Raw genomic sequence first — 24,645 nt, 5'->3', positions numbered from 1 at the left:
CTCCCCCTTCAGGGGGCGAGGCGTTATGCTTCATGAAACCTTGACGGGAACCCTGCGATGGACGATCAAACCCTCCCCGGCCAGCACGAGCTCTCGATGACCGTGCTGATGACACCGGACATGGCCAACTTCAGCGGCAAGGTGCACGGCGGCGCCATCCTCAAGAAGCTCGACGAGGTGGCCTATGCCTGCGCCAGCCGCTACGCCGGCCACTACGTGGTGACGCTGTCCGTCGATCAGGTGCTGTTCAAGCAGCCGATCCACGTCGGCGAGCTGGTCACCTTTCTGGCCTGCGTCAACCACGTCGGCAGCTCCTCCATGGAGATCGGCATCAAGGTGGTGGCCGAAGACATCCGCCACAAGATGATCCGCCACACCAATAGCTGCTACCTGACCATGGTCGCCGTAGACGCTCACGGCAAACCGGCGCGGGTGCCGCCGCTACGACTGGACACCCGTCTGCAGAAGCTGCGCTTCGAGAAAGCGGCCCTGCGCAAGAAGCTGCGCAAGCAGGCCGAGGAGGAGGAGCGCCGCACCCAGGCCGAGCACGGCGACATCTAAAACGGCGGAGGCGGCGCTTAGCCGCAGTCGATGGCGGTGATGAGGTCGCGCTCGTCCAACCGCACGTTGAGGCGGTCCTGGCGGTAGTCGAGGGTGGCGGCCGTGCCGGGGCGCAGCACCCTCAGGGTGGTCGCGCCGCTCTCGGCCTGCAGCGTCTCGCCGAGCGTGGCGGTGAAGCGCTCCCCGACGCGGCCCTGCAGCGATGTGGCGTCGCAGGACTCACCGGCGGCCACGCTGGGCGGGGGCGGTGCGGGCGCCTCGGCAGGCGGGGGCGATCCGCCGACGCAGCCGGCCAGCAGCAGGGCGGCGGCGATCGGCGCGAGTGCCTTCGCAGGCATGGCCTTCTCCTCTTCCATGATGGCGGGCTCCGGAACGGTCAGTCGCCGTTCCGGCGGGTAGCGGCCCCATACGCTGACTCAGTAGCTGGATTCCTGGATGGCCTCGCCGCCCTCCTCGATATCCTGCCCGGCGCCGCGGATGGTGTTGCAACCACCGAGCAGCGACGCGGTGAACAGCGCGACAAGTACCAGTGCGAGTGTCCGTTTCATGCTTGCCTCCTCGACCTTTCCGATATGCAGTAGGGGATTGACGCTCCTTCAATCTAGCACGCGACCGCCGTCGCCACCGAGGAGCTATCCCAGCAGCAGCCGCAGGATGATCGCCGCGATGACCGCGAGGGTCAGCCACTTGACGACGAGGGCCCCGCGCGGGCTCATGTTGACCTTCACCGCCAGCCAGGCGCCCAGCATGCTGCCCGCCGCCAGCATCAGGCCGTAGCCCCAGCGCACCTGATCGTTGATCAGGAAGATCGCCAGGGCCGGCAGGGTATAGACCAGCACGATCAGCACCTTGAAGACGTTCACCTGAGCCAGGTCGATCTTCAGCATGCGGTAGAGCACCACGATAAAGAGGATGCCCACCCCGATCTGGATGAACCCCCCGTAGAGGCCGATGGCGAACATCGCCAGGTAGACGGCGGGCGTGAGGCGCTCAGCGGTAAGCGGGCGGGTCTCCACCCGCGGCTGGGGCAGCAGCATCAGCACCGCCGAGCCCGCCATCACCGCGATCAGGATCGCTTCGAACAGGGCATCGTCGGTCTGCAGAGCCAGCCAGGCACCGGCCAGCGAGCCGATCACCGCCGGTACCGACAGCCGCAGGGAGAGCCCCAGGTGCGAGGCACCCGCGCGCAGGAAACTGGCCACCGCCGAGACGCTCTGCAGGGCCACGGAGACCCGGTTGGTGCCGTTGGCGGCCTGGGGCGGCAACCCCAGGAACATCAGCAGCGGCAGCGTCAGCATCGAGCCCCCGGCGGCGAGCACGTTGATGAAACCGGCCAGGGTGCCGATGGTCAGCAGGGCGAGGGCCTCGAGCAGCGTCATGGTGGCGTCCGTGCGTAGCGAGTCGAAGGCCGCCCAGCATACCGATCCCGCCCGGCCGGGGGAATCTGCCCGCTCGCGCCCCGCTGTGCCATCATGGGCCCTGATAGGGACGGCCTAGCGAAAGGAGACGAGCGATGCCGGATTTCGAGCCCGATGCCCGCCTGGTGGCGGATACCTACCCGATCACCGAACTGCCGCTGTGCCAGCTGCGGCTGATGGATGACGCGCGCTTCCCCTGGCTAGTGCTGGTGCCGCGCCGCCACGAGGTCAGCGAGGTGTTCGAACTCGACGAACGGGCCCAGCGGCAGCTGTGGCGGGAGGCCACGGCGGTCGGCCGGGCCCTGCTCCAGGCCCTCGAGGGTGACAAGCTCAATATCGCCAGCCTCGGCAACGTGGTCGCCCAACTGCACGTGCATGCGGTGGTGCGGCGCCGCGAGGACGCCGCCTGGCCGGCGCCGGTATGGGGCCACGGCCGGGCCGAGCCCTACGACCTGGACGCCCTCGCCGACATGCGCGCCCGTATCCTGGCCGAGCTGGAACGGCTGCCCCTGGAATGCGAGCCCCTGGACTCAGGCGACCAGGACTCAGGGGAGTAGTCCCAGCCGTGCCTCGAGGTCGGTGAGAAAAGGATCCACGAGGCCGGGCGGCAGCGCCCGACCGCCCCGGGTGGCGATGGCCTCGACGCGGCTGCTGCCCTCGGCGCCCGGCGAGATGCGCAGCGAGACGCCATAGCCCGGCATGCGGGCCAACACGGCGTCCAGTCGTCCCAATTCATCGTCGGCATGGCGAATCACATAGCCGCGCGCCATCAGTAGCTCCATGGCCTCGCGCAGGGTCGTTTCGGGCGCTGCTGCAAGCCGCAGCTCGCGCGGCGCCTCGGAAGGCGGCGAGGCACAGCCGGCGAGCCACGCCGTCAGCAGCAGGATGAGCAGTGCACGCATCATGACGCCTCCCCGGCCGGGGCGGCCTGGATGGCGCGGCGCAGGTCTCGGCAGAAGTCGGCATCGCTGGCGCTGCGCGATTCGCGCAGGTCGCCCCGCCAGTCGATCAGGCGAATGTCGCGGGTCACGCGCAGCGCTCGCTCATCGACCACCACCGAGACCCGCTCGGCGCGGGTCGCCTCGTCGATGCCCGGTCCGAAGCCGCCGCCGAAACCAAGCACCACGCCCGTGCCCACGTGGCCACCGCTGCCCCCGCGCACGAAGCCGCCGATGCGCGGCAGGCGTTCGACGCCGTTGTCGTGATAGAGGGTGGTGCGGGCCCGATCGGCACTGACCAGCCCCAGCGAGGCATCGGTGTGGCGCACCACGAAGCCCTCCGCCTCCAGGGCCGTGATCACTCGGGCCAGGTCATCGCCGGGTCTCGCGGGCCAGCGACACTCGACGGAAGGGGCGGGCTCGGCCACCGGCAGGGTCGTCGGCGTCATCTGACACCCGGCGAGCACGCCCGGCAGTAGCCACAGCAGCCATATGCGCATGGGATCGTCTCCAGAAACGGTGGCCTTCAGTCTAGGCCGGACGCCGCGGCGACGACACGCCCGGCCTTGAATCTCGCCACCGCCGCCCGCAGGTCATCGACATCGGCTATGGTGGCCATGCAGAGAATCGACTTACTCGCGACCACCGAACCACCGTACCCTATCCGCAAAGCGATCAAGGAGGCATTGCATGAGCGAGACCAACACCATCGGCCTGCACGAATCCAGCGCCAGCCAGCTCGCCGAGAAGCTCAACGAACTGCTGGCGAACTACCAGATCTTCTACATGAACGTGCGCGGCTACCACTGGAACGTGAAGGGGCGGCAGTTCTTCCAGCTCCACGAGAAGTTCGAGGAGTTCTACACCGATCTGCTGGTCAAGGTCGACGAGGTCGCGGAGCGCATCCTGACCCTTGGCCACACCCCGGTCCATGCCTACAGCGACTACGTGAAGATCGCCCGGATCCAGGAGGACAAGGACGTCCACGACGGCGAGGCCTGCGTGCGCGGCGTGCTCCAAGGGTACCAGACGCTGATCGAGCTGCAGCGCGAGCTGCTCTCGCTGGCCTCCGACGCCGATGACGAGGGCACCGCCGCCCAGGCCGGCGACTACATCCGCGAGCAGGAGAAGACCGTGTGGATGCTGGGCGCCTACCTCGGCTGATCGTGCCGTGCGGGAACCATCCCCAGGATGAACGCAAGACGCCGCCTTCGGGCGGCGTCTTGGCGTCTGGCGGCCGAGCGCTTCGACTCAGGCGCGATTGGGCGTCTCGTCCGCGCCTTCTCCGTCTCTCTCGCTTTCCCTTTCTGCCTCGTCTCTCTCGCCTTTCATGCCATGGTCGCTGGCGGCGGCGCGCACCAGCTCGGCGGGCAGCGGCTTCTTCATGCGCACGCCCAAGCGCTCGAGCTCGGTGGCCTGGGCCACCAGGCTGCCCTGGCCGCTGGAGAGCCGGCCCATGGCCCGGCGCTGGCTGTCGCTCGCCCGCTCCAGGTGACGCCCCACCTCCTCGAGGCTCTCGACGAAGCCGGAGAACTTGGCCAGCAGCTTCTCGGCCCGCTCGCCGATCAGGCGTGCGTTCTCGTTCTGGCGCTCCAGGCTCCACAGGCCCGCCACGGTGCGCAGGCTCGCCAGCAGGGTGGTCGGGGTGACCACCACCACCTGGCGGTCGAAGGCCTCCTGGAAGAGTGAGGGGTCGCGCTCGAAGGCCGCGGCGAAGGCCGGCTCCACCGGCACGAAGAGGAATACGAAGTCCGGCGAGTGGAGCCCCGGCAGGGACGGGTAGTCCTTGCCCGAAAGGCCCGCCATGTGACTGCGCAGCGACTGCAGGTGTGCCTTCATGGCCGCCTCGCGCTCGGCCTCCTCCTCGGCGTTGACCACCCGGGTCCAGGCGACCAACGACACCTTGGCATCGACGATCAGGTGGCGGTCGTCAGGCAGGTAGATCACCGCGTCGGGGCGCTGGCGCCCCTGTTCGCCCTGCAGCGAGACCTCGCGGCGGTACTCGATGTCGCGGCGCAAGCCGCTGCGCTCGAGCACGGTCTCGAGCATCAGCTCGCCCCAGTGGCCCTGGGCCTTCTGGTCGCCCTTGAGCGCCCGGGCGAGCCCCGCAGCCTCCTCGCCGAGGCGGGCGTTGAGCCCGGCGAGCTGTTCGAGCTGCGCCTTGAGGGAGCCGCTGTCGCGACTCTGCTGGCCGTGGAGCTCCTCGACCCGGCGGCGGAACTGGTCGACCTGCTCGCGGAAAGGCTTGAGCGTCGCCTCGAGGCCGTCGCGACTCTGGGCCGAGAAGGCCTGCTGGCGCTCCTCGAAGATGCGCCCGGCCAGCTGGCGAAACTCCTCCTTGAGCCGTTCGCGGGCCTCCTCGAGCAGGGCCAACTGCTCGCGGTGACGCAGTGCCATCTGCTCGCGCTCGGTCTCCAGCCGGGTGGCCCGCTCGCGCCGCTCGGACAGCCGGTCCCGAGTGTCGGTGAGCTCGGCCTCGAGGGCCGCCAAACGCTCGCGGCTGGCATCCAGCTGAGCGTCGCTCTGGGTCAGCTCCTGCTCGAGGCGCCGCACACCGGCCTCACGCTCCAAGTACGACTGCTCGCGGTCGGCGAGCGCCGCCGCGGCGGCCGACAGGCGGCGCCGCCAGCCAAGGGCAAGCGCGGCGGTCACCGCCAGCAGCCCCGCCAGCGCCACCGCGACCCAGTCGGCCGGACCGGCCGCTTGCAGCCATTCGTTCATCACGAGTTCGGCGCGCCGGAGGAGCGGCCAGCGTCTTCCGCGCCCACGGTCGCCAGGTCCTCCACCAGGGCGCGCAGCAGCGTCCAGAACTCCTCCACCGAGGCAAGCTCCACCCGCTCGTCCGGGGAGTGGGCGCCGCGGATCAGCGGGCCGAAGGAGATCATATCCAGCGCCGGGTACTTGCCGCCGAGGATGCCGCACTCCAGGCCAGCATGGATCACCTTGACCTCGGGATCATTACCCAGTCGCTCGCGGTGAAGCCGGCGGAAGCACACCAGCAGCGGGCTTTCCGGGTCGGGTGTCCAACCCGGGTAGGCGTTCTCGACCCGGGTGCGGGCACCGATCAGCTCGAACAGCGCCCGGAAGCGATCGGCGAGGTCTGCCGTGGCGCTGTCGCGCAGCGAGCGTACCAGGGCACAGAGGTGGAAGCGCCCGGCCGCAAGGCTCACCACCCCGAGGTTGTTGGAGGTCTCCACCACCCCGGGCAGCTCGACGCTCATCCGCTCGACGCCGCAGGGCGCCACGTGAAGGGCGCGCACCAGCAGCCGGCTGGCCTCGGCCGTCAGGGCCTCCGCTGCCGACGCCGCCCCGGACGCCAGAGAGAGCGAGAGCCCCTCGTCGACCCCGGCCAGCTCGGCGCGCAGCTCGGCCTCCAGCGCCGCCACGCGCGCCTGGGCATGGGCGAGCTCCTCCTCCGGCAGCATCAGGGTGGCGAAGGCCTCCCGCGGCAGGGCGTTGCGCAGGGTGCCACCGCGGTAGTCGACCAGCCGTGCCCCGAGTGGCTCCAGGGCGCGCAGTGCCCTGACCAGCAGCCGGTTGGCATTGCCGCGCCCCTTATGGATATCGATGCCGGAGTGGCCGCCGGACAACCCGGTGAGCGAGAGCGAGAGCGCCGTCTCGTCGGCGGCCGGTGGGGCGGTGGGCAGCTGGGCATCGACGATGACGTCGGCCCCGCCGGCACAGCCGATATAGACCTGGCCGCGATCCTCGGAGTCCAGGTTGAGCAGCAGGCTTCCCTCGAGCCAGCCCTCGGCCAGGTTGAGGGCGCCGCCCATGGAGGACTCCTCCTCCAGGGTGAAGAGCGCCTCCAGCGGGCCGTGGATCAGGGCGTCATCCTCGAGGATCGCCAGCGCCGCGGCCACGCCGAGGCCGTTATCGGCGCCGAGGGTGGTGTGGCGGGCGTGCAGCCAGCCGTTGACTACCTGGGTGTCGAGGGGGTCGCGGGTGAAGTCGTGGGGGTGGTCGGCGTTGGCCTGGGCCACCATGTCCAGATGCCCCTGCAGGATCACGCCGGGGGCCTGCTCGTGGCCGGGGGTGGCGGGCTTGCGGATGCGCAGGTTGCCGAAGGCGTCGCGGTCGTGGGCCAGGCCCAGGCCGTCGGCCCAGCGCTCGAGGAGCGCGATCAGGGCGGCCTCGTGGCCGGAGGGGCGCGGCGTGTTGCACAGGGTGCGAAAGTGGCGCCACAGGGGCCGGGGGGAGAGCTGCTCGAGATGTGCGTTCATGGGGCCTCTGTCCGACGGTGAATGCGGGCACTCTACCGCCCGGCCTCATCGGGGGAAAGTCCGCCGTCGCGATCGTGAAGGCGGGCCACGGCCTCGCGCAGCCAGGCCTGGACACCCTTCTTGCCGGCGACGCCCAAGCGCTGCGCCAGCCAGCTCGCCTCGCGGCCCTGGAAGGCCCAGGCCGCGAGCGGCGCCAGCGCCTCGTCGCGCCCTGCGTCGGGCCCCTCTTTGCAGGTCTGGGCCCGGGCACAGCGCCTCACCAGCGCCTGGATCGCCGGGCGCGCCAGGGCCGGCTCGCGATGGCCGAAGGCCACGTCATCGAGGTCGCGGCGATCGGCGGCGTCGAGGGCTACCGCCGGGCCCTCGGCGAGCAGGACCAGTGCCACCGCGGGCTCGAGCTCGGCCAGTTCGAAGGCCAGCAGGCCCGGCAGCTGGCGATGAAAGCGCGCCTCGAGCCTCGCGGCCAGCGTCTCGCCGGTCACGCTGGTGGGTCGCACCACCATCAGCGCGTGCTCGCCGGTGGCGGTCTCGCGGGTGAGCCCCAGGCGCACGGCGCGAAAGCCCGTCGAATGCCAGAAGGCCAGAAGCCCCGGCTCGGCGCCGAAGCTCGCCCCCAGCAGGTCGATGCCTTCGTCGCGGGCCCGCGCGAGCTCGTCATCGAGCAGGCGCCGGCCGCCTCCACGGCGGCGCCGGCCGGCGGGCACGGCGATGCGCAGCACCCGTCGCAGTCGCGCGGTCAGCGCCTCGCGCTCCCCGGCATGGGCGGCCAGCGACTGGGCCAGCAGGTGGCCGCGCGGGCGCCGCTCGCCCCGCGCCACCCGCTCGGCGAGATCGGCCGGAAAGCCGCCCTCGTCGCCACATACCGCCACGCCCTGCAGGGCCGAGCCCGCCTCGAGGGTCGTGATGGCCACGCCCGGGCCGTCCAGCAGCCGGCGCAGGTCGGCGGGCGTGGTGCGATAGTGGGCCTGCACCAGCAGGCCGAACAGCGCCCGCAGCCGCGCCTCGTCGCCGGCCAGGACGCCGCGGTCCAGTCGATGCGAGATGAGCGGCTCGTCACCGGGCGAAGCCGCGTCCGGCTCGGCGTCCAGCAGCAGCAGGCGTGAGGTGAGTGCCTCCAGGGGGTCGCCCGGTGCCCAGCGGATCGGCTCGGCCAGGTGGCACTCGCGAAAGCCGGGCGCCTGGCGCTCGAGCCGCTCACGAAAACGCAGCGCGAAGCCGCGGCCCGAGCCCTCGTAGCCGTGCACGGTGGTGGCGAAGGCGAGCCGCGGGAAGGCCTCGAGCCAGCGCCCCAGCAGGGGGGCGGGAATCGCCGCCGCCTCATCCACCAGCAACAGCCGACCGGGGCCGCCGACCTCGCCCTGGTCGGCCAGGTGAGCCAGCTCGTCGGGGGCCAGGAAGCGCACCCGCCCGCCGGGCGCCTCGAAGGCATTGCCGTGACGACGCCCCTCGGGGCAGAGCGCGGCCAGGCGCTCGAAGAGCCCGGCCACCGCCGCCGGACGCGGCGCGGTGACCAGGATCTCGGTCTCGGTCGCTCGAGCCCCCGTGCCTTCCGCCAGCAGCCGCGCGCAGGCGATGCCCAGCGCCGCCGTCTTGCCGCGGCCGCGGTCGGCGGTCAACACCAGGGGGCGACGGCGACGCAGCCGGGTCAGCCGGGCCACCGCCTCGGCCTGGTCGCGGGTCAGGCAGGCGGCGTCGCCGGCCGGCAGCGGCGAGTGCTCTCCCGGCGCTTCGCCCTTCACCCCGGTCGTGGCCTTGGGCAGGTCCGCCATGCGCGGCGCCTCCCCCGCCGTCCAGCGGATCACCCGCGTATCAATGGCCAGCAGGCGGGCGAGGCGCGCCAGATAGCGGGCGGTGAGCTGCTCCGCCCGCCAAGGGTGCTCGGCCAGGCGGACGTAGTCGGCGTCGGGACGCCGCCCCCAATCGGACGGCGTCATCAGCACCAGCAGGCCGCCGGCCGTGAGGGTGCCGGCCAGCGCGCCGAAGGCCTCGGGGTCGAAGCCGCACTCGGCCGAGACGGCATCGATCACCACCAGGTCCTGCTCGCCGCCCAGCCGCGTGCGAGCCTTGGCCGACGGCAGCCAGGCCGCCGCCGCAACGCCCTCGGGGAGTGCGGCGGCGATCCACAGGGGCGCGCACCAGTCACTCTCCCGCCACAAGCCCAGCGCCTCGCGCCGACAGGCCTCGGCCTCGCCGGTCAGCCACACCAGGCGGCGCCAGCGGCGTCGAGCGAGTCGCTGGCGGGCGTCCATGAGGGAGGCGAGGCGGCTTTGCATCATGCGGGGCTCCATGGGGAGTCAACTTTGGTCTAAGGAAGACCGGCCTTTCAACGATGGCGGCCCGTTCGGCGTTGCAGTACGCCTCTCATACGACCGTTTCAACCTGTTGATCGACAAGACATTATAGCCGAGAACGCAAGGGTGCAGCGTCGCTCGACGAAAGCACCGTGGCGCCCGCGGGCGCGGTCGAACATCTCCATGCCTCCATGCTAGCTTGTTGAGTGTTATCGGATGTCCGGCCGCGCGCTCCCGGGCCCGACGGCTGTTTCCAGCGACCCGATTCACCGCACAACCATAACAACCGCGAAGGAAGCTCCCACATGATGCAGCAGAAGACACGATTCGCCCTCACCGGGCTCGCGGCCGGCGTCGCCCTCGCCGCCCTGAGCACGACCGCCCAGGCTCAGGAAACCTGGACCATGACCACCACCTGGCCGGACAACCTGGACCTGATCCAGATCGACCGCCACTGGGCGGAGCTGGTCAACACCCTGGCCGGTGACGAGCTGACCATCAACTTCCGCGCCGGCGGCACCCTGATGCCCGGCACCGAGGTGTTCGACGCCACCCAGACCGGCGCCATCCAGGCCGCCGGCGACTGGCCCGGCTACTGGGCCGGCCTGAGCCCGGCCTTCTCGCCGCTGGCCACCACCACCAGCCTGTTCAACGGCGTTGACTACCTGAACTGGATCAACCAGTGGGGCGGCTTCGAGCTCTACCAGGAGGTCTACGGCGACTACAACATGGTCTACCTGCCCTACGGCATCACCAACAACGAGTCGGGCTTCCGCGGCGGCACGCCCATCGAGAGCATCGCCGACCTGGAGGGCAAGCGACTGCGCCTCTCCGGTCGCGACCAGGGCCGGGTGCTCGAACAGCTCGGCGGCTCCCAGGTCACCCTGGCCGGCGGCGAGATCTACCAGGCCATCGAGCGCGGCGTGGTCGACGGCGCCGAATTCTCCACCCCGGGGGTGGACTACAAGGCCGGCTTCTCCGAGGTGGCCGACTACTGGTCCGTGCCGGGCTGGCACCAGTCCGCCAGCGTGTTCGGCGTGATGATCAATCAGGACGCCTGGGACGCCCTCTCCGAGGAGACCCAGGAGAAGCTGAAGATCGCCGCCCAGGCGACCATGGCCTGGTCGCTGGCCTGGTCCGAGCGCGAATCCACCGAGGGCACGGTGAAGTTCATCGAGGACGGCACCGAGATCAATCAGCTCTCCGAGGAGGATCTCGCCGAGATCCAGCGCATCACCAACGAGGTGATCGTCCAGGGGGCCTGCGAGGACCCGATGCACGCCAAGGTCTACCACTCCATGATCAGCTACCTGCAGCACTACGCCAACTGGCGTGACGTCTCGGTGCCCTACAACATGAGCCGCGTCACCGACGACCTGCCGTCCCTCGAGGAGATCGAGGCCTGCATGAACCAGTAAGCGGTCCGAGCCGGCCCCGCCGGGGCCGGCCTCGATACCGACGGTTTCGCCTCCTTCCTCCCGAACGCTTCGCCCGATGCCGAGAGCTCCCACCATGAATGCCATTGCCAGGGCCATCGACGCCCTCAACGAGGGATTCGGACGCCTCATCGCTCCGCTGCTCGCCGTGATCACGCTGATCGTGATCTATGACATCGCCATGCGCTTCTTCATCGGACGCCCCAGCGACTGGGCCTTCGACGTGACGAAGATGCTCTTCGGCGCCCATTTCATGCTCATGGCCGCCTACGGGCTGCGCCATCACGCCCACGTCGAGGTCGACGTGCTCAAGCGCCTGCTCTCTCGCCGCAAGCAGGCGGCCCTCGAACTCCTCGGCTACCTGATCTTCTTCGTTCCCTTCATCTGGATGCTGCTGACCTTCGGCTGGGCGTTCTTCGAACGCTCCGTCAGTCGCGGCGAGACCACCTACGGCATGATGGCCATCCCGGTCTATCCGGTGAAGGGCGTGATCGTGGTCGCCGCCGGGCTGTTGCTGCTGCAGGCCATCGCCATCGTCATCCGCGCCGTGCAGGCGCTGGGCAAGGAGACCCCCGCATGAGCGCCGAGATGCTTACCCTGTTCATGTTCGGCGGCCTGCTGGTCGGCCTGTTCATGGGTCATCCGCTGGCCTTCGTGCTCGGCGGCGTCGCCGTGCTCGGCGCCTGGCTCGGGCCCGGCGCCAATACGCTGGGCATCCTGATCAACAACATCTACGGCAACGCCATGGACAACTACGTCCTGGTGGCCATCCCGCTGTTCATCCTGATGGCGCGTTTCCTCAACGACTCCGGCGTCACCGAGAAGATGTTCGAGTCGATGCGCCTGCTGCTGGCCAACCTGCGCGGCGGCCTGGCCCTGACGGTCGTCGTGGTCTCGGTGCTGCTGGCCGCCACCACCGGCATCGTCGGCGCCTCCATCGCGGTGATGGGCATGATCGCGCTGGTGCCGATGCTGAACTATGGCTATAACAAGCAGCTCAGCACCGGCGTGATCATGGCCAGCGGCTGCCTGGGCATCCTCATCCCGCCCAGCATCATGCTGATCCTGATGGCCAGCTACTCGCCGGTCTCGGTGGGCGCGCTGTTCGCCGGCGCCCTGGTGCCGGGCCTGCTGCTCGGCGCGATGTACGCCCTCTACGTGCTGGTGATCTGCCACCTCAAGCCGGAGTATGGCCCCCTGGTACCGGCCGAGGAGCGCGCCGAGGTCTCCACCGGCGAGCTTCTGAAGATGCTGGGCAAGTACGTGCTGCCGCCGATGGCGCTGATCCTCGGCGTGCTGGGCTCGCTGTTCACCGGCATCGCCACCGCCACCGAGGCCTCGGCCATCGGCGTCACCATCGCCTTCCTGTTGTTCCTGATCTTCGGCGACCGCAAGGCCGCCACCTGCTACCGCACCCTGATCGAGGCCAGCAAGACCACCACCATGGTGATGCTGGTACTGGTGGGCGCCACCGCCTTCACCGGGGTGTTCTCCATCGGCGGCGGCATGGAGGTGATCCACGAGGTGGTGATGGCGATGCCCGGCGGTACCACCGGGGCGTTGATCCTGATGCTCTTCCTGGTCTTCATCCTGGGCATGTTCCTGGACTGGACCGGCATCGTGCTGCTGAGCTTCCCGATCATGCTGCCGATCGTCGAGAACATGGGCATCGACGTGCTGTGGTTCGTGGTGATGGTCGCGGTGGTACTGCAGACCTCCTTCCTCACGCCGCCCTTCGGCTATGCGCTCTTCTACCTCAAGGGGGTAGCGCCGCCCGGCGTCGAAACCCTCGACCTCTACAAGGCGGTCCTCCCCTTCGTGACGCTGATCGTGCTGGCCTGCCTGCTGATGGCCTTCTTCCCCGCCCTGGTGACCGGTCTGCCGTCGCTGCTGATCGGCTACTGAGCCCACCGAGCTCGACCATCGACGCCCGCCGCTCCTCGAGCGGCGGGCGTCTTGCTTGATCGGCGTCACGGCGACCATGGCTGCAGTCGTCCCGACCGACTGATACAATTCTCAGCCGCAAGTTGCTCGCATCCCTGTAGCCATCCCGGCACGGAAGGAGACTCCGTTGACCAGTCCGGCCAGTTCCCGCGCCCGCACGCCTTCCCGCCTGTCGCTGCCCCTCAATGTCTGGAACGCGCTGACCATCGGCATCGCCCTGATCGTGGCGCTGCCGGTCCTCGTGGTGCTGACGCACCTGTTCATGCCCACCGACGGCATCTGGCAGCATCTGGGCAGCACCGTGCTGCCCCGCTACCTGGGCAATACGCTCTTCCTGGTGGTGACCGTGGGGCTCGGCACCTTCGTCATCGGCACCGGCACCGCCTGGCTGGTGGTGATGTGCCGCTTCCCGGGGCGTCGGCTCTTCGAGTGGGGGCTGCTGCTGCCGCTGGCGGTGCCGACCTATGTGATCGCCTACGCCTATACCGACTTCCTGCAGTACGCTGGCCCCATCCAGACTTGGCTGCGCGAGACCTTCGGTTGGTCGGCGGGCGACTATTTCTTCCCGGACATCCGCTCGCTGTGGGGGGCCGCGACGCTGATCACCCTGGTGCTCTACCCCTACGTCTACATGCTGGCGCGGGCGGCCTTCCTGGAGCAGTCGGTGTGCGTGCTGGACGTGGGGCGCACCCTGGGCCGCGGGCCCTGGCGGCTGTTCACCAGCGTGGCCCTGCCGCTCGCGCGTCCGGCGATCGTCGGCGGGGTGTCGCTGGCGCTGATGGAGACCCTCAACGAGTTCGGGGCGGTGCAGTACTTCGGCGTCGACACCTTCACCACCGGCATCTATCGCACCTGGTTCGGCATGGGAGAGCAGGTGGCCGCGGCCCAGCTCGCCGCCTGCCTGCTGGCCTTCGTCATCGCCCTGGTGCTGCTCGAGCGCTGGTCTCGGGGCAAGCGGCGCTACTTCCATACCACCGGCCGCTACCAGCAAATGCCCGAGTTCGCGCTCCACGGCGGGCGGGCCTGGGCCGCGACCCTGGCCTGCCTCACGCCGGTGCTGCTCGGCTTTTTGATTCCCAGCGGCCTGCTGGGCTACCTCTCGTTCCAGGGGGGCGACGCGCTGTTCGGCGCCGCCTTCCTGGAGTTCGCCGGCAACAGCCTGCTGCTGGCGACGATCGCCTCAGGGGTGGCCGTGAGCCTGGCGCTGCTGCTCAGCTACGGGGCAAGGCTCAATCCCGGCCGCATCACCCGGGTCGCCACGCGGGTGGCGGCCATGGGCTATGCGGTGCCGGGTTCGGTGGTCGCGGTGGGCATTTTGATCCCCTTCGTGTGGCTGGATCACCAGATCAACGACCTCATCAAGGGACAGTTCGGCGTCGTGGTGGGGCTGCTGCTCAGCGGCTCGGCGTTCATCCTGATCTACGCCTACCTGGTGCGCTTCCTGGCGGTCTCCTTCAACGCCATCGAGGCGAGCCTCGGCAAGGTGACGCCGAGCATGGATGCGGCCTCGCGGACCCTGGGTCAGACGGCGGGCGGCACCCTGCGCAAGGTGCATACGCCGCTCATGCGCGGCAGCCTGATCGCCGCCGGCATCCTGGTCTTCGTCGACGTCATGAAGGAGCTGCCGGCCACGGTGATCCTGCGTCCCTTCAACTTCGACACCCTGGCCATCCGCGCCCACAGCCTGGCCGCCGACGAACGCCTGGCCGAGGCCTCGACCTCATCACTGGCCATCGTGGCAGTAGGCATCCTCCCGGTGATCCTGCTCAGCGTCGCCATGCGCCGCTCCCGCCCCGGCAGCTGAGGGCTCGAGGGGGAAGACGAAGACTTGGGAGTCGTCCAGGCCGATCATGATCGGCTGGCCCTCCCGGGGCAGGAAGACCCCCGGGGCACGGGCGTGCAGGTGGGACTCCTCACCGTCGGGCATGTGGGCACAGATGTGCAGCAGGCTGGTGCGGCCCAGCAGCTTGGCCATGATGATATGGCTGTGGTGGTACTCGGGCGGCTCGTTGAGCGGCACGACCCTCAGCGCCTCGGGACGGATCATCACCCGCACCCGGCTGCCCTCGGGCAGCCCGCCGGCGGAGACCTCGCCCACCGGGGTCGCCACCTGACCATCCTGCACCCGCCCCTCGAGCTCGTTGACCTCGCCGAAGAAGGTGACCACGAAGGGGTCGGCCGGGGTGCAGTAGAGCTCCAGCGGGGTGCCGGCCTGTACCACTCGCCCCTCGCGCATCAGCACGATGCGGTCGGCCATGAACATGGCCTCCTCGGGGTCATGGGTGACCAGCAGCACGCCCGTGCCCACCTTCTTCAGCACGTGCAGGGTGTCGTCGCGGATGCGATCGCGCAGGCGGGCATCGAGGCTCGAGAACGGCTCGTCGAGCAGCATCAGCTGCGGCGCGGGCGCCAGGGCCCGGGCCAAGGCAATGCGCTGCTGCTGCCCCCCCGACAGCATGTGCGGGAAGACCCGCGCATAGCGCTCCATGCCGAGCAGCTCGAGCAGCTCGTAGGCCCGCCGCCGGCGCTGCTGGGCGGGCAGCGACTCGAGGCCGAAGGCCACGTTGTCGAGCACCGAGAGATGGGGGAACAGCGCCGAGTCCTGGAAGGCCAGGCCGACATTGCGCTTCTCCGGCGGCACGTGACTGCGCCCCTTGCCCATCGATTCGCCGCCCAGCGCCACACGCCCCTGCTGCACCCGCTCGAGTCCAGCGGCGATGCGCAGCAGGGTGGACTTGCCACAGCCCGAGGGCCCCAGCAGGCAGACGATCTCCCCGGGCTTGACGTCGAGGGAGACGTCCTCGACGGCCGGGTGCTGCTGGTAGGCGTGTCGGATCTGGTGCATGGCGAGTACCGGCGCGGAAGTCGCCGGCGCGTCTGGCGTCAGGGTCGGTTGGCTGGTCATGGGGTCTCGACGGCCGGTTGAGAGTGTCTGGACAACATGGTAACGCGAAAGCCTCCCGAATGCGTTGTACTATCGCTCGCATTCCAGCGGCGGCCCCCGAGGCCTCGCCGCCACCTGATCTGGATCAGTTCTGCCGCGCCCCGGACTTGACGGGGGAGACGCGAGGGGCTTCAATAGCGAAAGTTTAATGTTAAGCATTATCATTTTCTATCAAACGCCCCACGAGGTCTCCCCATGCCGCAGCATCGTCGCTTCGCCCTGCCCCTCGCCGCCCTGATCGCCGGCACCGCCCTGGCCTCCCAGGCCTCTGCCGCCGAGGAGCTCAACGTCTATTCGGCCCGCCACTATGACTCCGACGCGGCGCTCTATGCCGCCTTCACCGAAGAGACCGGCATCGAGGTCAACATCCTCGAGGGTGACTCCGACCAGCTGATCCAGCGCCTCACTCTAGAAGGCGAGGCGGGCCCCGCCGACGTGCTGATCACCGTGGACGCCGGCCGCCTGTGGCGCGGCGAGCAGGAGGACGTCTTCCAAAGTATCGAGTCCGACGTGCTCAACGAGCGCCTCCCGGCCCACATGCGCCATCCCGAGGGCAAGTGGTTCGGCTTCAGCCAGCGCGTGCGGGCGATCTTCATCGATCCCACCGAGGTGGATGCCGAGGCCATCAGCCGCTACGAGGATCTGGCCGATCCGGCCTTTGCGGGCGAGGTCTGCATCCGCTCCTCCAACAACATCTACAACCAGTCGCTGCTGGCCTCGATGATCGCCCATCACGGCGAGGAAGACGCCGAGGCGTGGGCCGAGGGCGTGGTCGAGAACTTCGCGCGCGATCCCGAGGGCGGCGACACCGACCAGATCCGCGGCGTCGCCAGCGGCCAGTGCAACATCGCCGTGGCCAACCACTACTACTACGTGCGTCTGGCCAACTCCGACAACGAGGCCGACCGCGAGGTCGCCGAGAAGGTTCAGATCGTCTTCCCCAACCAGGACGATCGCGGCGCGCACATCAACGTGGGCGGTGCCGGCGTGGTGAAGGGCGCACCCAACGAGGAGAACGCCGTGCGCTTCCTCGAGTTCCTCGCCTCCGACGAGGCCCAGGCCCTGTTCGCCTCCGGCAACTACGAATTCCCCGCCGTCGAGAGCGTGGAGATCGACGGCGTCATCGCCTCCTGGGGCGACTTCAAGAAGGACGACCTGAACGTCAGCGTGCTGGGCGAGAACAACCCGGAAGCGGTGCGCATCTTCGACCGGGCCGGCTGGCGCTGAGCCTCGCCCCCGTCACGGTGCGATGAAAGTGGCAAGACCAGCGCCGAAAGACGAGCACTGAAAGACAAAAGGCCCGCGGCGCTGCCGCGGGCCTTTTTATGGTTCATTACACCTTGCCGGAAACCACCGGGATCAGACGTTGCCGGGGCTCAGACTGGATCGGCTTAGTGCGCCTCGTCCCAGTTGATGCCGCTCTCGGCCTCGACGGTCAGCGCCACGTCGAGCTCGGCGGCGCCCTGCATGCGCGCCTTCACCTCCGCGATGAAGTCGTCGACCTGCGCCTCCGCCACCTCGAAGACCAGTTCATCGTGGACCTGCATCACCATCACCGCATCGAAGGCCTCGCCCGCGAGCCAGGCGTCCACGTCGATCATGGCGCGCTTGATGATGTCCGCCGCGGTGCCCTGCATGGGCGCGTTGATGGCGGTGCGCTCGGCGCCCTGGCGGCGCGCACGGTTCTGGGAGTGGATCTCCGGCAGGTAGAGGCGCCGGCCGAACACCGTCTCGACGAAGCCGTCCTCGGCGGCCTGGGCGCGGATGCGCTCCATGTAGCGGGCCACGCCGGGGTAGCGGTCGAAGTAGCGGTCGATGTAGGTCTTGGCCTGGCTCTGCTCGATGTTGAGCTGGCGGCCGAGTCCCCAGGCGCTCATGCCGTAGATCAGCCCGAAGTTGATCGCCTTGGCGCTGCGCCGCTGATCGCCGGAGACCCTGGAGAGCGCCACGCCGAACACCTCGGCGGCGGTGGCGGCGTGGATGTCGCGCCCCTCGGCGAAGGCCTCGAGCAGCCCCTTGTCGCCGGAGAGATGCGCCATGATGCGCAGCTCGATCTGGGAGTAGTCGGCGGCGACGATGCGATAGCCCGGGCGGGCCACGAAGGCCTGGCGGATGCGCCGCCCCTCCTCGGTACGGATGGGGATGTTCTGCAGGTTGGGGTCCGACGAGGAGAGCCGGCCGGTGGCCGTGACCGCCTGGTGGTAGCTGGTATGCAGGCGCCCGGTGGCCTTGTTGACCAGCCGCGGCAGCTTGTCGGTGTAGGTGGACTTCAGCTTGGCGAGCCCGCGGTGCTCGATGATCACCTTGGGCAGCGGGTAGTCCAGCGCCAGCTCCTCGAGCACCGCCTCGGCGGTGGAGGGCGCCCCCTTGGGGGTCTTCTTGATCACCGGGATCTTCTGCTCCTCGAACAGTATCTGGCCGAGCTGCTTAGGCGAGCCGAGGTTGAACTCGCGACCGGCGAGCTCATGGGCGCGGCTCTCCAGCTCACGGATCCGGGTCTCGAGCTCCTGGCTCTGGGCGTGCAGCCGCTCGGGGTCGAGCGCCACGCCGGTGCGTTCCATGCGCGAGAGCACCGGGATCAGCGGCCGCTCGAGGGTGTCGAGGACCTCGGCCAGGCGACCCTCGGCCTCGACTCGCGGCCGCAGCAGCCGGTGCAGGCGCAGCGTGATGTCGACGTCCTCGCAGGCATAGGGCGCGGCCTGTTCCAGGGCGATCTGGTTGAAGGTGAGCTGCTTGGCCCCCTTGCCAGCGATCTCCTCGAAGGAGATCGTCTTCTCGCCCAGGTACTTGAGCGCCAGCGAGTCCATGTCGTGGCGGGTGGCCGTGGAGTCGAGCACGTAGGAGGCCAGCATGGTGTCCTCCAGCGGCCCGGCCACGGTGATGCCGACATTGGCCAGTACCGAGATGTCGTACTTGAGGTTCTGGCCGATCTTGGCACGGCGCTCGTCTTCCCAGAGCGGGCGCAGGGCCTCGAGCACAGCGTCGCGGTCGAGCTGCGCCGGGGCATCGAGGTAGTCGTGGGCCAGCGGGATGTAGGCCGCCTCGCCCGGCTCGAGCGCGAGCCCCACGCCGACCACTTGGGCCTCCATGTAGTTGAGGCTGGTGGTCTCCAGATCGAAGCAGAAGGCCTCACTGGCCGCGAGGCGCTCGAGCCAGGGGTCGAGCTCGGCCTGCTCGAGGATGACGTGATCCTCGCGCTGGGCGCCCTCGCCCGCCGCGCCGCCGTCATCGTCCCCGGCCGGCACCGGCGTGCCGCCGGCGACATCATCGACGCCCTCGTGCTTGCCCTCCAGGAGCTCGGAGAGCCAGGCCTGGAACTCCAGGCGGCGATAGAGCTCGACCAGCGCCTCGCGGTCGGGATGCGCGATGTCCAGGTCCTCGAGGCCCACCGGCAGCTCGCAGTCGGTCTTGATGGTCGCCAGCTGATAGGAGAGGAAGGCCTGATCGCGATACTCCTCGAGCTTCTTGGGCAGCGTCTTGGCGCCGCGAAAGCCCAGCGTCTTGATCTTCTCGGGATCCGCATAGAGGGTCTCGAGCCCGCCCTGCATGCCCTGCAAGAGGCCCAGCGCGGTCTTCTCGCCGACACCCGGCACGCCGGGGATGTTGTCGACCTTGTCGCCCATCAGCGCCAGAAAGTCGATGATCCGCTCCGGGGGCAGGCCGAACTTCTCCTCCACGCCGGCGACGTCCAGGGTCTCATCCTTCATGGTGTTGACCAGCGTAATATGGGCATTGACCAGCTGGGCCATGTCCTTGTCGCCGGTGGAGATCACCGCGTCGCGGCCAGCCTCGGTGGCCTGGCGAGCCAGGGTGCCGATGACGTCGTCGGCCTCCACGCCCTCGATGCACAGCAGCGGTAGGCCCAGCGCACGCACGCAGTCGTGCAGAGGCTGCACCTGGGAGCGCAGGTCGTCGGGCATCGGCGGGCGATGGGCCTTGTACTCCTCGAACAGCGCGTCGCGGAAGGTCTTGCCGGAAGCATCGAAGACCACCGCCATGGGGCTGTCGGGATAGTCCTTGATCAGCCGCTTGAGCATGTTGAGCACCCCCTTGATCGCCCCGGTGGGCTGTCCCTCGGAGGTGGTCAGCGGCGGCAGGGCGTGGAAGGCGCGGTAGAGATAGGAAGAACCGTCGACGAGAACGATGGGCGTGTCGGCCATGTATCGGCATCCATTGAGGCGTGGCGTGATGAGTTGCTGGTCATCCATGATACGCATTGCCGCCGCGTTTTGCCGCGGATGGTAGGCCGGGCGGCAACGAGCCCTTACACTGGAGGTACCACCGGGGCAGCCGAGGAGGGTTCGTCATGCAGGCTGCCCCGTCCCTGCGGCACTGGAGGCCATCATGAAGAAGATCCTGCGCAGCGACGCGCCCGCCCTGGGGCTCGCCCTCGTCCTGGCCCTCTCGGTCAGCGCCAGCGCGCTCGCCCAGTCGTCCGACAACCTCGAACCGGATATCACCATCCGCGAGGAGGAGGATCGCACCATCCGCGAGTACCGGGTCAACGGCGAGCTCTACGCTATCGAGATCCGCCCCTTCGCCGGCCCCTCCTACTATCTGGTCGACCACGACGGCGACGGCGACTTCGAGCGCCGCGAGGGCGATCGCATCGCCGTGCCCCAGTGGGTGCTGAAGACGTTCTGATCCACCGGCCGTCCCGCCGCTGCCTCATGGCCTCGCCAGTGCCGCGGCCGGGGCGCGTGCATCGGAGGGCCAAGTCGCTACAATAGGCGGCTTGGCATTTCCCGGGCGAGAGACACATGGCCGTATTTACACCGCTTACCGATCCTCAGGTCGCCGAGTTCCTCAGCCGCTTCGACGCCGGCTCGCTGGTCTCCGTCGAGGGCGTGCCCGCCGGCACCGAGAACAGCACCTTCTTCGTCACCACCGACCGACGCGAGCTGGTGCTGACGCTGTTTGAGCAGGGCGAGCACGAGGAGCTGCCGTTCTTCGTCGACCTGCTCGACTACCTGGACGAACACCGCCTGCCGGTCCCCGGCCCCCTCCACGATCGCGACGGCGTGGCCCTACACACCCTGGCCGAAAAGCCGGCCCTGCTGTTTCCCCGGCTGCCCGGCAAGCACCCGAAGGCGCCGAACCTCGCCCAGTGCCGCGAGCTGGGCGACGCCCTGGGGCGCATGCACGCGGTCTCCCGACACTTTCCCGGCCACCGGCCCAACCCCCGGGACCTGCACTGGCTGCTGCCCATGCACCACAAGGTGCTGGTCTATCTGTCGCCGGAAGATCAGGCGCTGATGAAGGACGAGGTAGAGACCTACCAGGGCTTCTTCGGCGACGCGCCGGACCTGCCCCAGGGCGCGCTGCACGGCGACCTGTTTCGCGACAACACCCTGTTCGACGGCGATCGTCTCGGCGGGCTGATCGACTTCTACAACGGCTGCACCGGCGACCTGCTGTTCGACCTGGCCATCGTCATCAACGACTGGGCCACCGAACCCGACGGCCGCCTGGATGCGGCGCGCCACGACGCCCTGATCAGCGCCTACCAGACGCGTCGGCCGCTTACCGCCGCCGAGCGCGATGCCTGGCCGATGATGCTGCGCCTAACGGCCCTGCGCTACTGGCTCTCCCGGCTGCTGGTGGTCTATGTCGATCCACCGGCCCACGACCTCACGCCCCACGATCCCGATCAGTTCCGCACCGTGCTCAAGGCGCGCCTTGCCCACGGCGCCCTGCCGCTACCCGAGGGAGATGAATGAGTCAGTCCAAGAGCGAGGCCGGACCGGCCCAGCAGGCCCGCCGCACCTGGAACATCGATCAGTGGGGCAGCGGCTACTTCGACGTTAACGACAGCGGCCAGGCCCTGGTGCGTCCGCTGGGCAGCGACGACGACGGCCCGGCCCTGCCCTTGCAGCCGCTGGTCGACAAGCTGCGCGAGGCCGGCCTGCGTCTGCCGGTGCTGGTGCGCTTCACCGACATCCTGCATGACCGGGTCGAGCAGCTCTGCGCCGCCTTCGACACCGCCATGCGGGAGGAGGCCTTCTCGGGCGGCTACACCGCCGTCTACCCGATCAAGGTCAACCAGCAGCGCCGGGTGGTCGAGTCGATCCTTGGCACTTATGAGCGTGGCCGCGGCCGCGTGGGCCTCGAGGCCGGCAGCAAGCCGGAGCTGCTGGCGGTGCTCGCGCTCTCGGCCGACGGCTCCTCGCTGATCGTCTGCAACGGCTACAAGGATCGCGAGTACATCCGCCTGGCGCTGATGGGGGAGAAGATCGGCCACCGGGTCTACCTGGTAGTGGAGAAGCTCTCGGAGCTGCCGTTGATCCTCGAGGAGGCGCGCCGCCTCGACGTCACGCCGCGGATCGGCCTGCGCGCCCGGCTCTCCTCGGTGGGCCGCGGCCGCTGGCAGGACACCGGCGGCGAGAAGTCCAAGTTCGGCCTCACCGCCAGCCAGATCCTCAGCGTGGTGAAGCAGCTACGCGAGGCCGAGGCCCTGGAGAGCCTGCAGCTGGTGCACTTCCACCTCGGCTCACAGATCGCCAACATCCGCGACATCCAGCGCGGCCTGCGCGAGTGCGCCCGCTTCTACCAGAGCCTGGTGGCGCTGGGCGCCCCGGTGGACACCGTGGACGTCGGCGGTGGCCTGGGCATCGACTACGAGGGCACCCGCTCGCGCAGCTTCTGCTCGGCCAACTACTCGATGCTCGAATACGCCCGCAACGTGGTGGCGGCCTTCGCCCAGGCCTGCACGGAGCAAGAGCTGCCCCAGCCGCACATCATCAGCGAGTCCGGCCGCGCCCTGACCGCCCACCACGCGGTGCTGATCTCCAACGTGATCGGCGAGGAGCGGGTCAGCCACCTCTCGCCCGAACGCCGAGTGAAGGAAGACCCCCAGGTCGACGAACTGTGGCGGGTCCATGACCTGCTGCACGAGCGCGCCGAGCCCCGCGGCCTGGTGGAGGCCTGGCACGACCTGGTGCACGCCATGGGCGAGCTCCACGAGCGCTTCGTGATCGGCATGACCGACATCGACGCCCGCGCCGAGGGCGAGAGCGTCTACTTCGCGGCCTGCGCGCGGCTGCGCGGCCTGCTCGACACCCGCAATCGGGCCCACCGCGAGATCACCGATGAGTTGGCCGAGAAGCTGGCCGACAAGCTGTTCGTCAACTTCTCGCTGTTCCAGTCGGTGCCCGACGTCTGGGGTATCCAGCAGATCTTCCCGGTGCTGCCGCTGGAGGGCCTGCACCGCGGTCCCGAGCGGCGCGGCGTGATCCAGGACATCACCTGCGACTCCGATGGCCGCATCGACGGCTACGTCGACGGCCAGGGGGTCGAGACCACCCTGCCGCTGCCCGAGTGGCGCGAGGGCGAGGAGAAGCTGCTGGGCTTCTTCCTGGTGGGCGCCTACCAGGAGATCCTCGGCGACCTGCACAACCTGTTCGGCGACACCGACTCCGCGGACGCCGCCCTGACCGCCGACGGCGACTGGTCGATCAGCCAGGTCCAGCAGGGCGACCGGGTGGCCGACGTGCTGGGCTACGTCAACTTCGACGTCTCGGCCCTGCGCGAGCACCTCGCCGAGCAGCTCGCCCGCAGCGGCCTCGACATCGCCCAGCAGCAGGCCTTCCTCGACGACCTCTCCGACGGGCTCGAAGGCTACACCTACCTGGAATAGCGAGGCTCGGCGCGGCGCCGACCGCCTGGAAACCACAGCGCCCCGCGGCCAAGGCCGCGGGGCGCTGTGGTTGATAGTGACGCCGGGCGCGCTCAGTCCGTCACGCGGGTCGTGAGCTCGAGGCCGCCCGAGAGAGAGAAGGCGAGCGTGGCGCCGCGGGGCAGCGGGCCGACACCGGCCGGGGTGCCGGTGAGCACCACGTCGCCGGGCTGCAGGGTGAAGTGGCGGCTCATCTCCGCCAGCAGCGCCGGCACCGGGAAGAGCATGTCCGAGCCCCGGCCGTGCTGGCGGACCTCGCCATCCACCTCGAGGGTGAAGGAGAGCGTCGCCCAGTCCGGCGCATCAACCAGCGGCAGGAAGGCCGAGAGCGGGCAGGCGCCGTCGAAGGCCTTGGCGACTTCCCAGGGATGCCCCTTCGCCTTCAGGCGCGCCTGCACATCGCGCAGGGTCAGGTCCAGCGCCAGCCCGATGCCGGCGATCCCGCGTTCGGCCTGCTCGGGCGTGGCGTTGGAGAGCGTATCGCCGATGAGCAGCGCCAGCTCCGTCTCGTAGTGCACCTCGCCCCGCGCGAAGGGCGCCTCGACCGGCTGTTCCAGCGCCACGGCGGCGGTCGCCGGCTTGATGAACAGCAGCGGCTCGCTGGGCACCGGGTTGTCCAGCTCCCGAGCGTGCTCGGCGTAGTTGCGGCCGACGCAGACGATCTTGCCGAGCGGCTCGGCGAACGGCCGACCATCGGTGAAACGGGGCACGAAGCGCATGGGGTCTTCTCCTTCTCGTGGGTGCCGGGGCGGTCGAGCGACCGGCGTTTCAGTCTACCGAAGCCGGCCTCGGGGTCCAGCGTCCCGCGGGCGAGAGAGAATGTCGTGGCAAGACGGCTGTCTCCCAGACACAAAAAAGCCGCCTCAATGGGCGGCCTTCTTATATGCTGCAACTCTCTGATTTTCCCGACTTTCTTGATGGTGCCGGCACCAGGAGTCGAACCCGGGACCTACTGATTACAAGTCAGTTGCTCTACCAACTGAGCTATGCCGGCGCGGGAACCGACTCGAGTCACAGAATCGGAAACAGGGTTGACGTGGCTGGGGTAGCAGGATTCGAACCTGCGCATGCCGATACCAAAAACCGGTGCCTTACCGCTTGGCTATACCCCAGCATTGTGGTGGCCAGAGACGGAATCGAACCGCCGACACGGGGATTTTCAATCCCCTGCTCTACCGACTGAGCTATCTGGCCCTCGCCAACGGTGCGTATTAA

22 protein-coding genes and 3 tRNA genes are annotated in these 24,645 nt (G+C 69.1%); 11 read left to right on the top strand and 14 right to left on the bottom strand.

Translation table 11 applies throughout. From position 1 onward, the window contains the following. Positions 1–57: 57 nt before the first annotated feature. On the top strand, positions 58–561 hold the full coding sequence (locus FEI13_RS15175; protein WP_138182363.1) for an acyl-CoA thioesterase: 504 nt from the start codon (positions 58–60) through the stop codon (positions 559–561). Between the two features lie 17 nt (positions 562–578). Here FEI13_RS15175 and FEI13_RS15170 read toward each other — a convergent pair whose 3' ends face one another. The 3 genes from FEI13_RS15170 to FEI13_RS15160 form a co-directional block, all read right to left on the bottom strand. Further along, complete coding sequence (locus FEI13_RS15170) at positions 579–899, bottom strand: I78 family peptidase inhibitor (RefSeq protein ID WP_240036541.1); 321 nt, start codon at positions 897–899, stop codon at positions 579–581. Between the two features lie 78 nt (positions 900–977). After that, entirely contained in the window at positions 978–1,109 is a 132-nt protein-coding gene (locus FEI13_RS15165; protein ID WP_138182361.1) for an entericidin A/B family lipoprotein, read from the bottom strand. Positions 1,110–1,193: 84 nt separating this feature from the next. Beyond that, positions 1,194–1,940: a sulfite exporter TauE/SafE family protein gene (locus FEI13_RS15160; RefSeq protein WP_138182360.1), complete on the bottom strand. Its 747-nt coding sequence runs from the start codon at positions 1,938–1,940 to the stop codon at positions 1,194–1,196. Positions 1,941–2,074: 134 nt separating this feature from the next. Between FEI13_RS15160 and FEI13_RS15155 the strand changes: the two genes are divergently transcribed. Then, complete coding sequence (locus FEI13_RS15155; RefSeq protein WP_138182359.1) at positions 2,075–2,536, top strand: HIT domain-containing protein; 462 nt, start codon at positions 2,075–2,077, stop codon at positions 2,534–2,536. Here FEI13_RS15155 and FEI13_RS15150 read toward each other — a convergent pair. Both FEI13_RS15150 and FEI13_RS15145 read right to left on the bottom strand, forming a co-directional pair. Next, on the bottom strand, positions 2,525–2,884 hold the full coding sequence (locus FEI13_RS15150) for a hypothetical protein (RefSeq protein WP_166462140.1): 360 nt from the start codon (positions 2,882–2,884) through the stop codon (positions 2,525–2,527). The two genes, FEI13_RS15155 and FEI13_RS15150, sit on opposite strands and share 12 nt — an antisense overlap. Next, the gene (locus FEI13_RS15145) at positions 2,881–3,417 is read right to left on the bottom strand and encodes a hypothetical protein (RefSeq protein ID WP_138182358.1); all 537 of its coding nucleotides are present in this window, start codon (positions 3,415–3,417) and stop codon (positions 2,881–2,883) included. The genes FEI13_RS15150 and FEI13_RS15145 overlap by 4 nt, the downstream gene beginning before the upstream one ends. Positions 3,418–3,607: 190 nt before the next feature. Here FEI13_RS15145 and FEI13_RS15140 point away from each other — a divergent pair, with 190 nt between their 5' ends. Then, complete coding sequence (locus tag FEI13_RS15140; protein ID WP_138182357.1) at positions 3,608–4,081, top strand: Dps family protein; 474 nt, start codon at positions 3,608–3,610, stop codon at positions 4,079–4,081. Between the two features lie 87 nt (positions 4,082–4,168). On the opposite strand, the gene FEI13_RS15135 is transcribed toward FEI13_RS15140, so the two are convergent. From FEI13_RS15135 to FEI13_RS15125, 3 genes are read right to left on the bottom strand one after another with little or no spacing between them, the layout of a single operon-like run. Continuing rightward, complete coding sequence (locus tag FEI13_RS15135; protein ID WP_138182356.1) at positions 4,169–5,638, bottom strand: DNA recombination protein RmuC; 1,470 nt, start codon at positions 5,636–5,638, stop codon at positions 4,169–4,171. After that, positions 5,638–7,140: an aminoacyl-histidine dipeptidase gene (locus FEI13_RS15130; protein ID WP_138182355.1), complete on the bottom strand. Its 1,503-nt coding sequence runs from the start codon at positions 7,138–7,140 to the stop codon at positions 5,638–5,640. Before FEI13_RS15130 ends, FEI13_RS15135 begins: the two co-directional genes overlap by 1 nt. Positions 7,141–7,172: 32 nt before the next feature. Continuing rightward, positions 7,173–9,416, bottom strand: coding sequence for a tRNA(Met) cytidine acetyltransferase TmcA (locus FEI13_RS15125; RefSeq protein WP_138182354.1), 2,244 nt, complete (start codon positions 9,414–9,416; stop codon positions 7,173–7,175). A 323-nt stretch (positions 9,417–9,739) separates the two neighbouring features. Here FEI13_RS15125 and dctP point away from each other — a divergent pair, with 323 nt between their 5' ends. From dctP to FEI13_RS15105, 4 genes are all read left to right on the top strand, one after another. Next, the gene (dctP, locus tag FEI13_RS15120; protein ID WP_138182383.1) at positions 9,740–10,849 is read left to right on the top strand and encodes a TRAP transporter substrate-binding protein DctP; all 1,110 of its coding nucleotides are present in this window, start codon (positions 9,740–9,742) and stop codon (positions 10,847–10,849) included. 94 nt (positions 10,850–10,943) lie between these two features. Continuing rightward, entirely contained in the window at positions 10,944–11,447 is a 504-nt protein-coding gene (locus FEI13_RS15115; protein ID WP_138182353.1) for a TRAP transporter small permease subunit, read from the top strand. Beyond that, positions 11,444–12,772 carry a TRAP transporter large permease gene (locus FEI13_RS15110; protein ID WP_138182352.1) on the top strand — a complete coding sequence of 443 codons (1,329 nt, stop codon included), beginning with the start codon at positions 11,444–11,446 and terminating at the stop codon, positions 12,770–12,772. Before FEI13_RS15115 ends, FEI13_RS15110 begins: the two co-directional genes overlap by 4 nt. Before the next feature lie 238 nt (positions 12,773–13,010). Further along, on the top strand, positions 13,011–14,615 hold the full coding sequence (locus FEI13_RS15105; RefSeq protein ID WP_193555746.1) for an ABC transporter permease: 1,605 nt from the start codon (positions 13,011–13,013) through the stop codon (positions 14,613–14,615). On the opposite strand, the gene FEI13_RS15100 is transcribed toward FEI13_RS15105, so the two are convergent. Beyond that, complete coding sequence (locus FEI13_RS15100) at positions 14,535–15,716, bottom strand: ABC transporter ATP-binding protein (protein ID WP_138182350.1); 1,182 nt, start codon at positions 15,714–15,716, stop codon at positions 14,535–14,537. The two genes, FEI13_RS15105 and FEI13_RS15100, sit on opposite strands and share 81 nt — an antisense overlap. 234 nt (positions 15,717–15,950) lie before the next feature. On the opposite strand from FEI13_RS15100, the gene FEI13_RS15095 reads away from it, so the two are divergent. Beyond that, the gene (locus tag FEI13_RS15095; RefSeq protein WP_138182349.1) at positions 15,951–16,982 is read left to right on the top strand and encodes a Fe(3+) ABC transporter substrate-binding protein; all 1,032 of its coding nucleotides are present in this window, start codon (positions 15,951–15,953) and stop codon (positions 16,980–16,982) included. Positions 16,983–17,146: 164 nt separating this feature from the next. On the opposite strand, the gene polA is transcribed toward FEI13_RS15095, so the two are convergent. Next, on the bottom strand, positions 17,147–19,915 hold the full coding sequence (polA, locus tag FEI13_RS15090; RefSeq protein WP_138182348.1) for a DNA polymerase I: 2,769 nt from the start codon (positions 19,913–19,915) through the stop codon (positions 17,147–17,149). 184 nt (positions 19,916–20,099) lie between these two features. Between polA and FEI13_RS15085 the strand changes: the two genes are divergently transcribed. The 3 genes from FEI13_RS15085 to speA all read left to right on the top strand — a co-directional run bounded on the left by FEI13_RS15085 (position 20,100) and on the right by speA (position 23,391). Further along, positions 20,100–20,399, top strand: a complete 300-nt coding sequence (locus FEI13_RS15085; protein WP_138182347.1) for a DUF2782 domain-containing protein — start codon at positions 20,100–20,102, stop codon at positions 20,397–20,399. A gap of 116 nt (positions 20,400–20,515) precedes the next feature. Beyond that, complete coding sequence (locus tag FEI13_RS15080; protein ID WP_138182346.1) at positions 20,516–21,475, top strand: homoserine kinase; 960 nt, start codon at positions 20,516–20,518, stop codon at positions 21,473–21,475. Then, entirely contained in the window at positions 21,472–23,391 is a 1,920-nt protein-coding gene (speA, locus tag FEI13_RS15075) for a biosynthetic arginine decarboxylase (protein ID WP_138182345.1), read from the top strand. Before FEI13_RS15080 ends, speA begins: the two co-directional genes overlap by 4 nt. Positions 23,392–23,483: 92 nt before the next feature. On the opposite strand, the gene FEI13_RS15070 is transcribed toward speA, so the two are convergent. From FEI13_RS15070 to FEI13_RS15055, 4 genes are all read right to left on the bottom strand, one after another. Then, positions 23,484–24,149: a fumarylacetoacetate hydrolase family protein gene (locus FEI13_RS15070; RefSeq protein WP_138182344.1), complete on the bottom strand. Its 666-nt coding sequence runs from the start codon at positions 24,147–24,149 to the stop codon at positions 23,484–23,486. Positions 24,150–24,348: 199 nt separating this feature from the next. Beyond that, a tRNA-Thr gene (locus FEI13_RS15065) sits at positions 24,349–24,424 on the bottom strand. 43 nt (positions 24,425–24,467) lie between these two features. Next, a tRNA-Gln gene (locus FEI13_RS15060) sits at positions 24,468–24,542 on the bottom strand. Between the two features lie 6 nt (positions 24,543–24,548). Further along, positions 24,549–24,624 (bottom strand) — tRNA-Phe (locus tag FEI13_RS15055). Positions 24,625–24,645 lie beyond the last annotated feature (21 nt).

It is taken from the genome of Halomonas urmiana, from assembly GCF_005780185.1.
GTDB lineage: Bacteria > Pseudomonadota > Gammaproteobacteria > Pseudomonadales > Halomonadaceae > Halomonas > Halomonas urmiana.
This window is presented reverse-complemented; position numbering and strand designations above follow the sequence as displayed.

Excerpts from the sequence above, each read along its gene's own strand:
- FEI13_RS15170 (WP_240036541.1), bottom strand. The coding sequence starts at position 899 with ATGCCTGCGAAGGCACTCGCGCCGATCGCCGCCGCCCTGCTGCTGGCC.
- FEI13_RS15080 (WP_138182346.1), top strand. The coding sequence starts at position 20,516 with ATGGCCGTATTTACACCGCTTACCGATCCTCAGGTCGCCGAGTTCCTC.
- FEI13_RS15175 (WP_138182363.1), top strand. The coding sequence starts at position 58 with ATGGACGATCAAACCCTCCCCGGCCAGCACGAGCTCTCGATGACCGTG.
- FEI13_RS15095 (WP_138182349.1), top strand. The coding sequence starts at position 15,951 with ATGCCGCAGCATCGTCGCTTCGCCCTGCCCCTCGCCGCCCTGATCGCC.
- FEI13_RS15160 (WP_138182360.1), bottom strand. The coding sequence starts at position 1,940 with ATGACGCTGCTCGAGGCCCTCGCCCTGCTGACCATCGGCACCCTGGCC.
- FEI13_RS15100 (WP_138182350.1), bottom strand. The coding sequence starts at position 15,716 with ATGACCAGCCAACCGACCCTGACGCCAGACGCGCCGGCGACTTCCGCG.
- FEI13_RS15085 (WP_138182347.1), top strand. The coding sequence starts at position 20,100 with ATGAAGAAGATCCTGCGCAGCGACGCGCCCGCCCTGGGGCTCGCCCTC.
- dctP (WP_138182383.1), top strand. The coding sequence starts at position 9,740 with ATGCAGCAGAAGACACGATTCGCCCTCACCGGGCTCGCGGCCGGCGTC.
- FEI13_RS15165 (WP_138182361.1), bottom strand. The coding sequence starts at position 1,109 with ATGAAACGGACACTCGCACTGGTACTTGTCGCGCTGTTCACCGCGTCG.
- speA (WP_138182345.1), top strand. The coding sequence starts at position 21,472 with ATGAGTCAGTCCAAGAGCGAGGCCGGACCGGCCCAGCAGGCCCGCCGC.
- FEI13_RS15125 (WP_138182354.1), bottom strand. The coding sequence starts at position 9,416 with ATGATGCAAAGCCGCCTCGCCTCCCTCATGGACGCCCGCCAGCGACTC.
- FEI13_RS15110 (WP_138182352.1), top strand. The coding sequence starts at position 11,444 with ATGAGCGCCGAGATGCTTACCCTGTTCATGTTCGGCGGCCTGCTGGTC.
- FEI13_RS15115 (WP_138182353.1), top strand. The coding sequence starts at position 10,944 with ATGAATGCCATTGCCAGGGCCATCGACGCCCTCAACGAGGGATTCGGA.
- FEI13_RS15070 (WP_138182344.1), bottom strand. The coding sequence starts at position 24,149 with ATGCGCTTCGTGCCCCGTTTCACCGATGGTCGGCCGTTCGCCGAGCCG.
- FEI13_RS15145 (WP_138182358.1), bottom strand. The coding sequence starts at position 3,417 with ATGCGCATATGGCTGCTGTGGCTACTGCCGGGCGTGCTCGCCGGGTGT.
- FEI13_RS15150 (WP_166462140.1), bottom strand. The coding sequence starts at position 2,884 with ATGATGCGTGCACTGCTCATCCTGCTGCTGACGGCGTGGCTCGCCGGC.
- FEI13_RS15140 (WP_138182357.1), top strand. The coding sequence starts at position 3,608 with ATGAGCGAGACCAACACCATCGGCCTGCACGAATCCAGCGCCAGCCAG.
- polA (WP_138182348.1), bottom strand. The coding sequence starts at position 19,915 with ATGGCCGACACGCCCATCGTTCTCGTCGACGGTTCTTCCTATCTCTAC.
- FEI13_RS15155 (WP_138182359.1), top strand. The coding sequence starts at position 2,075 with ATGCCGGATTTCGAGCCCGATGCCCGCCTGGTGGCGGATACCTACCCG.
- FEI13_RS15135 (WP_138182356.1), bottom strand. The coding sequence starts at position 5,638 with ATGAACGAATGGCTGCAAGCGGCCGGTCCGGCCGACTGGGTCGCGGTG.
- FEI13_RS15130 (WP_138182355.1), bottom strand. The coding sequence starts at position 7,140 with ATGAACGCACATCTCGAGCAGCTCTCCCCCCGGCCCCTGTGGCGCCAC.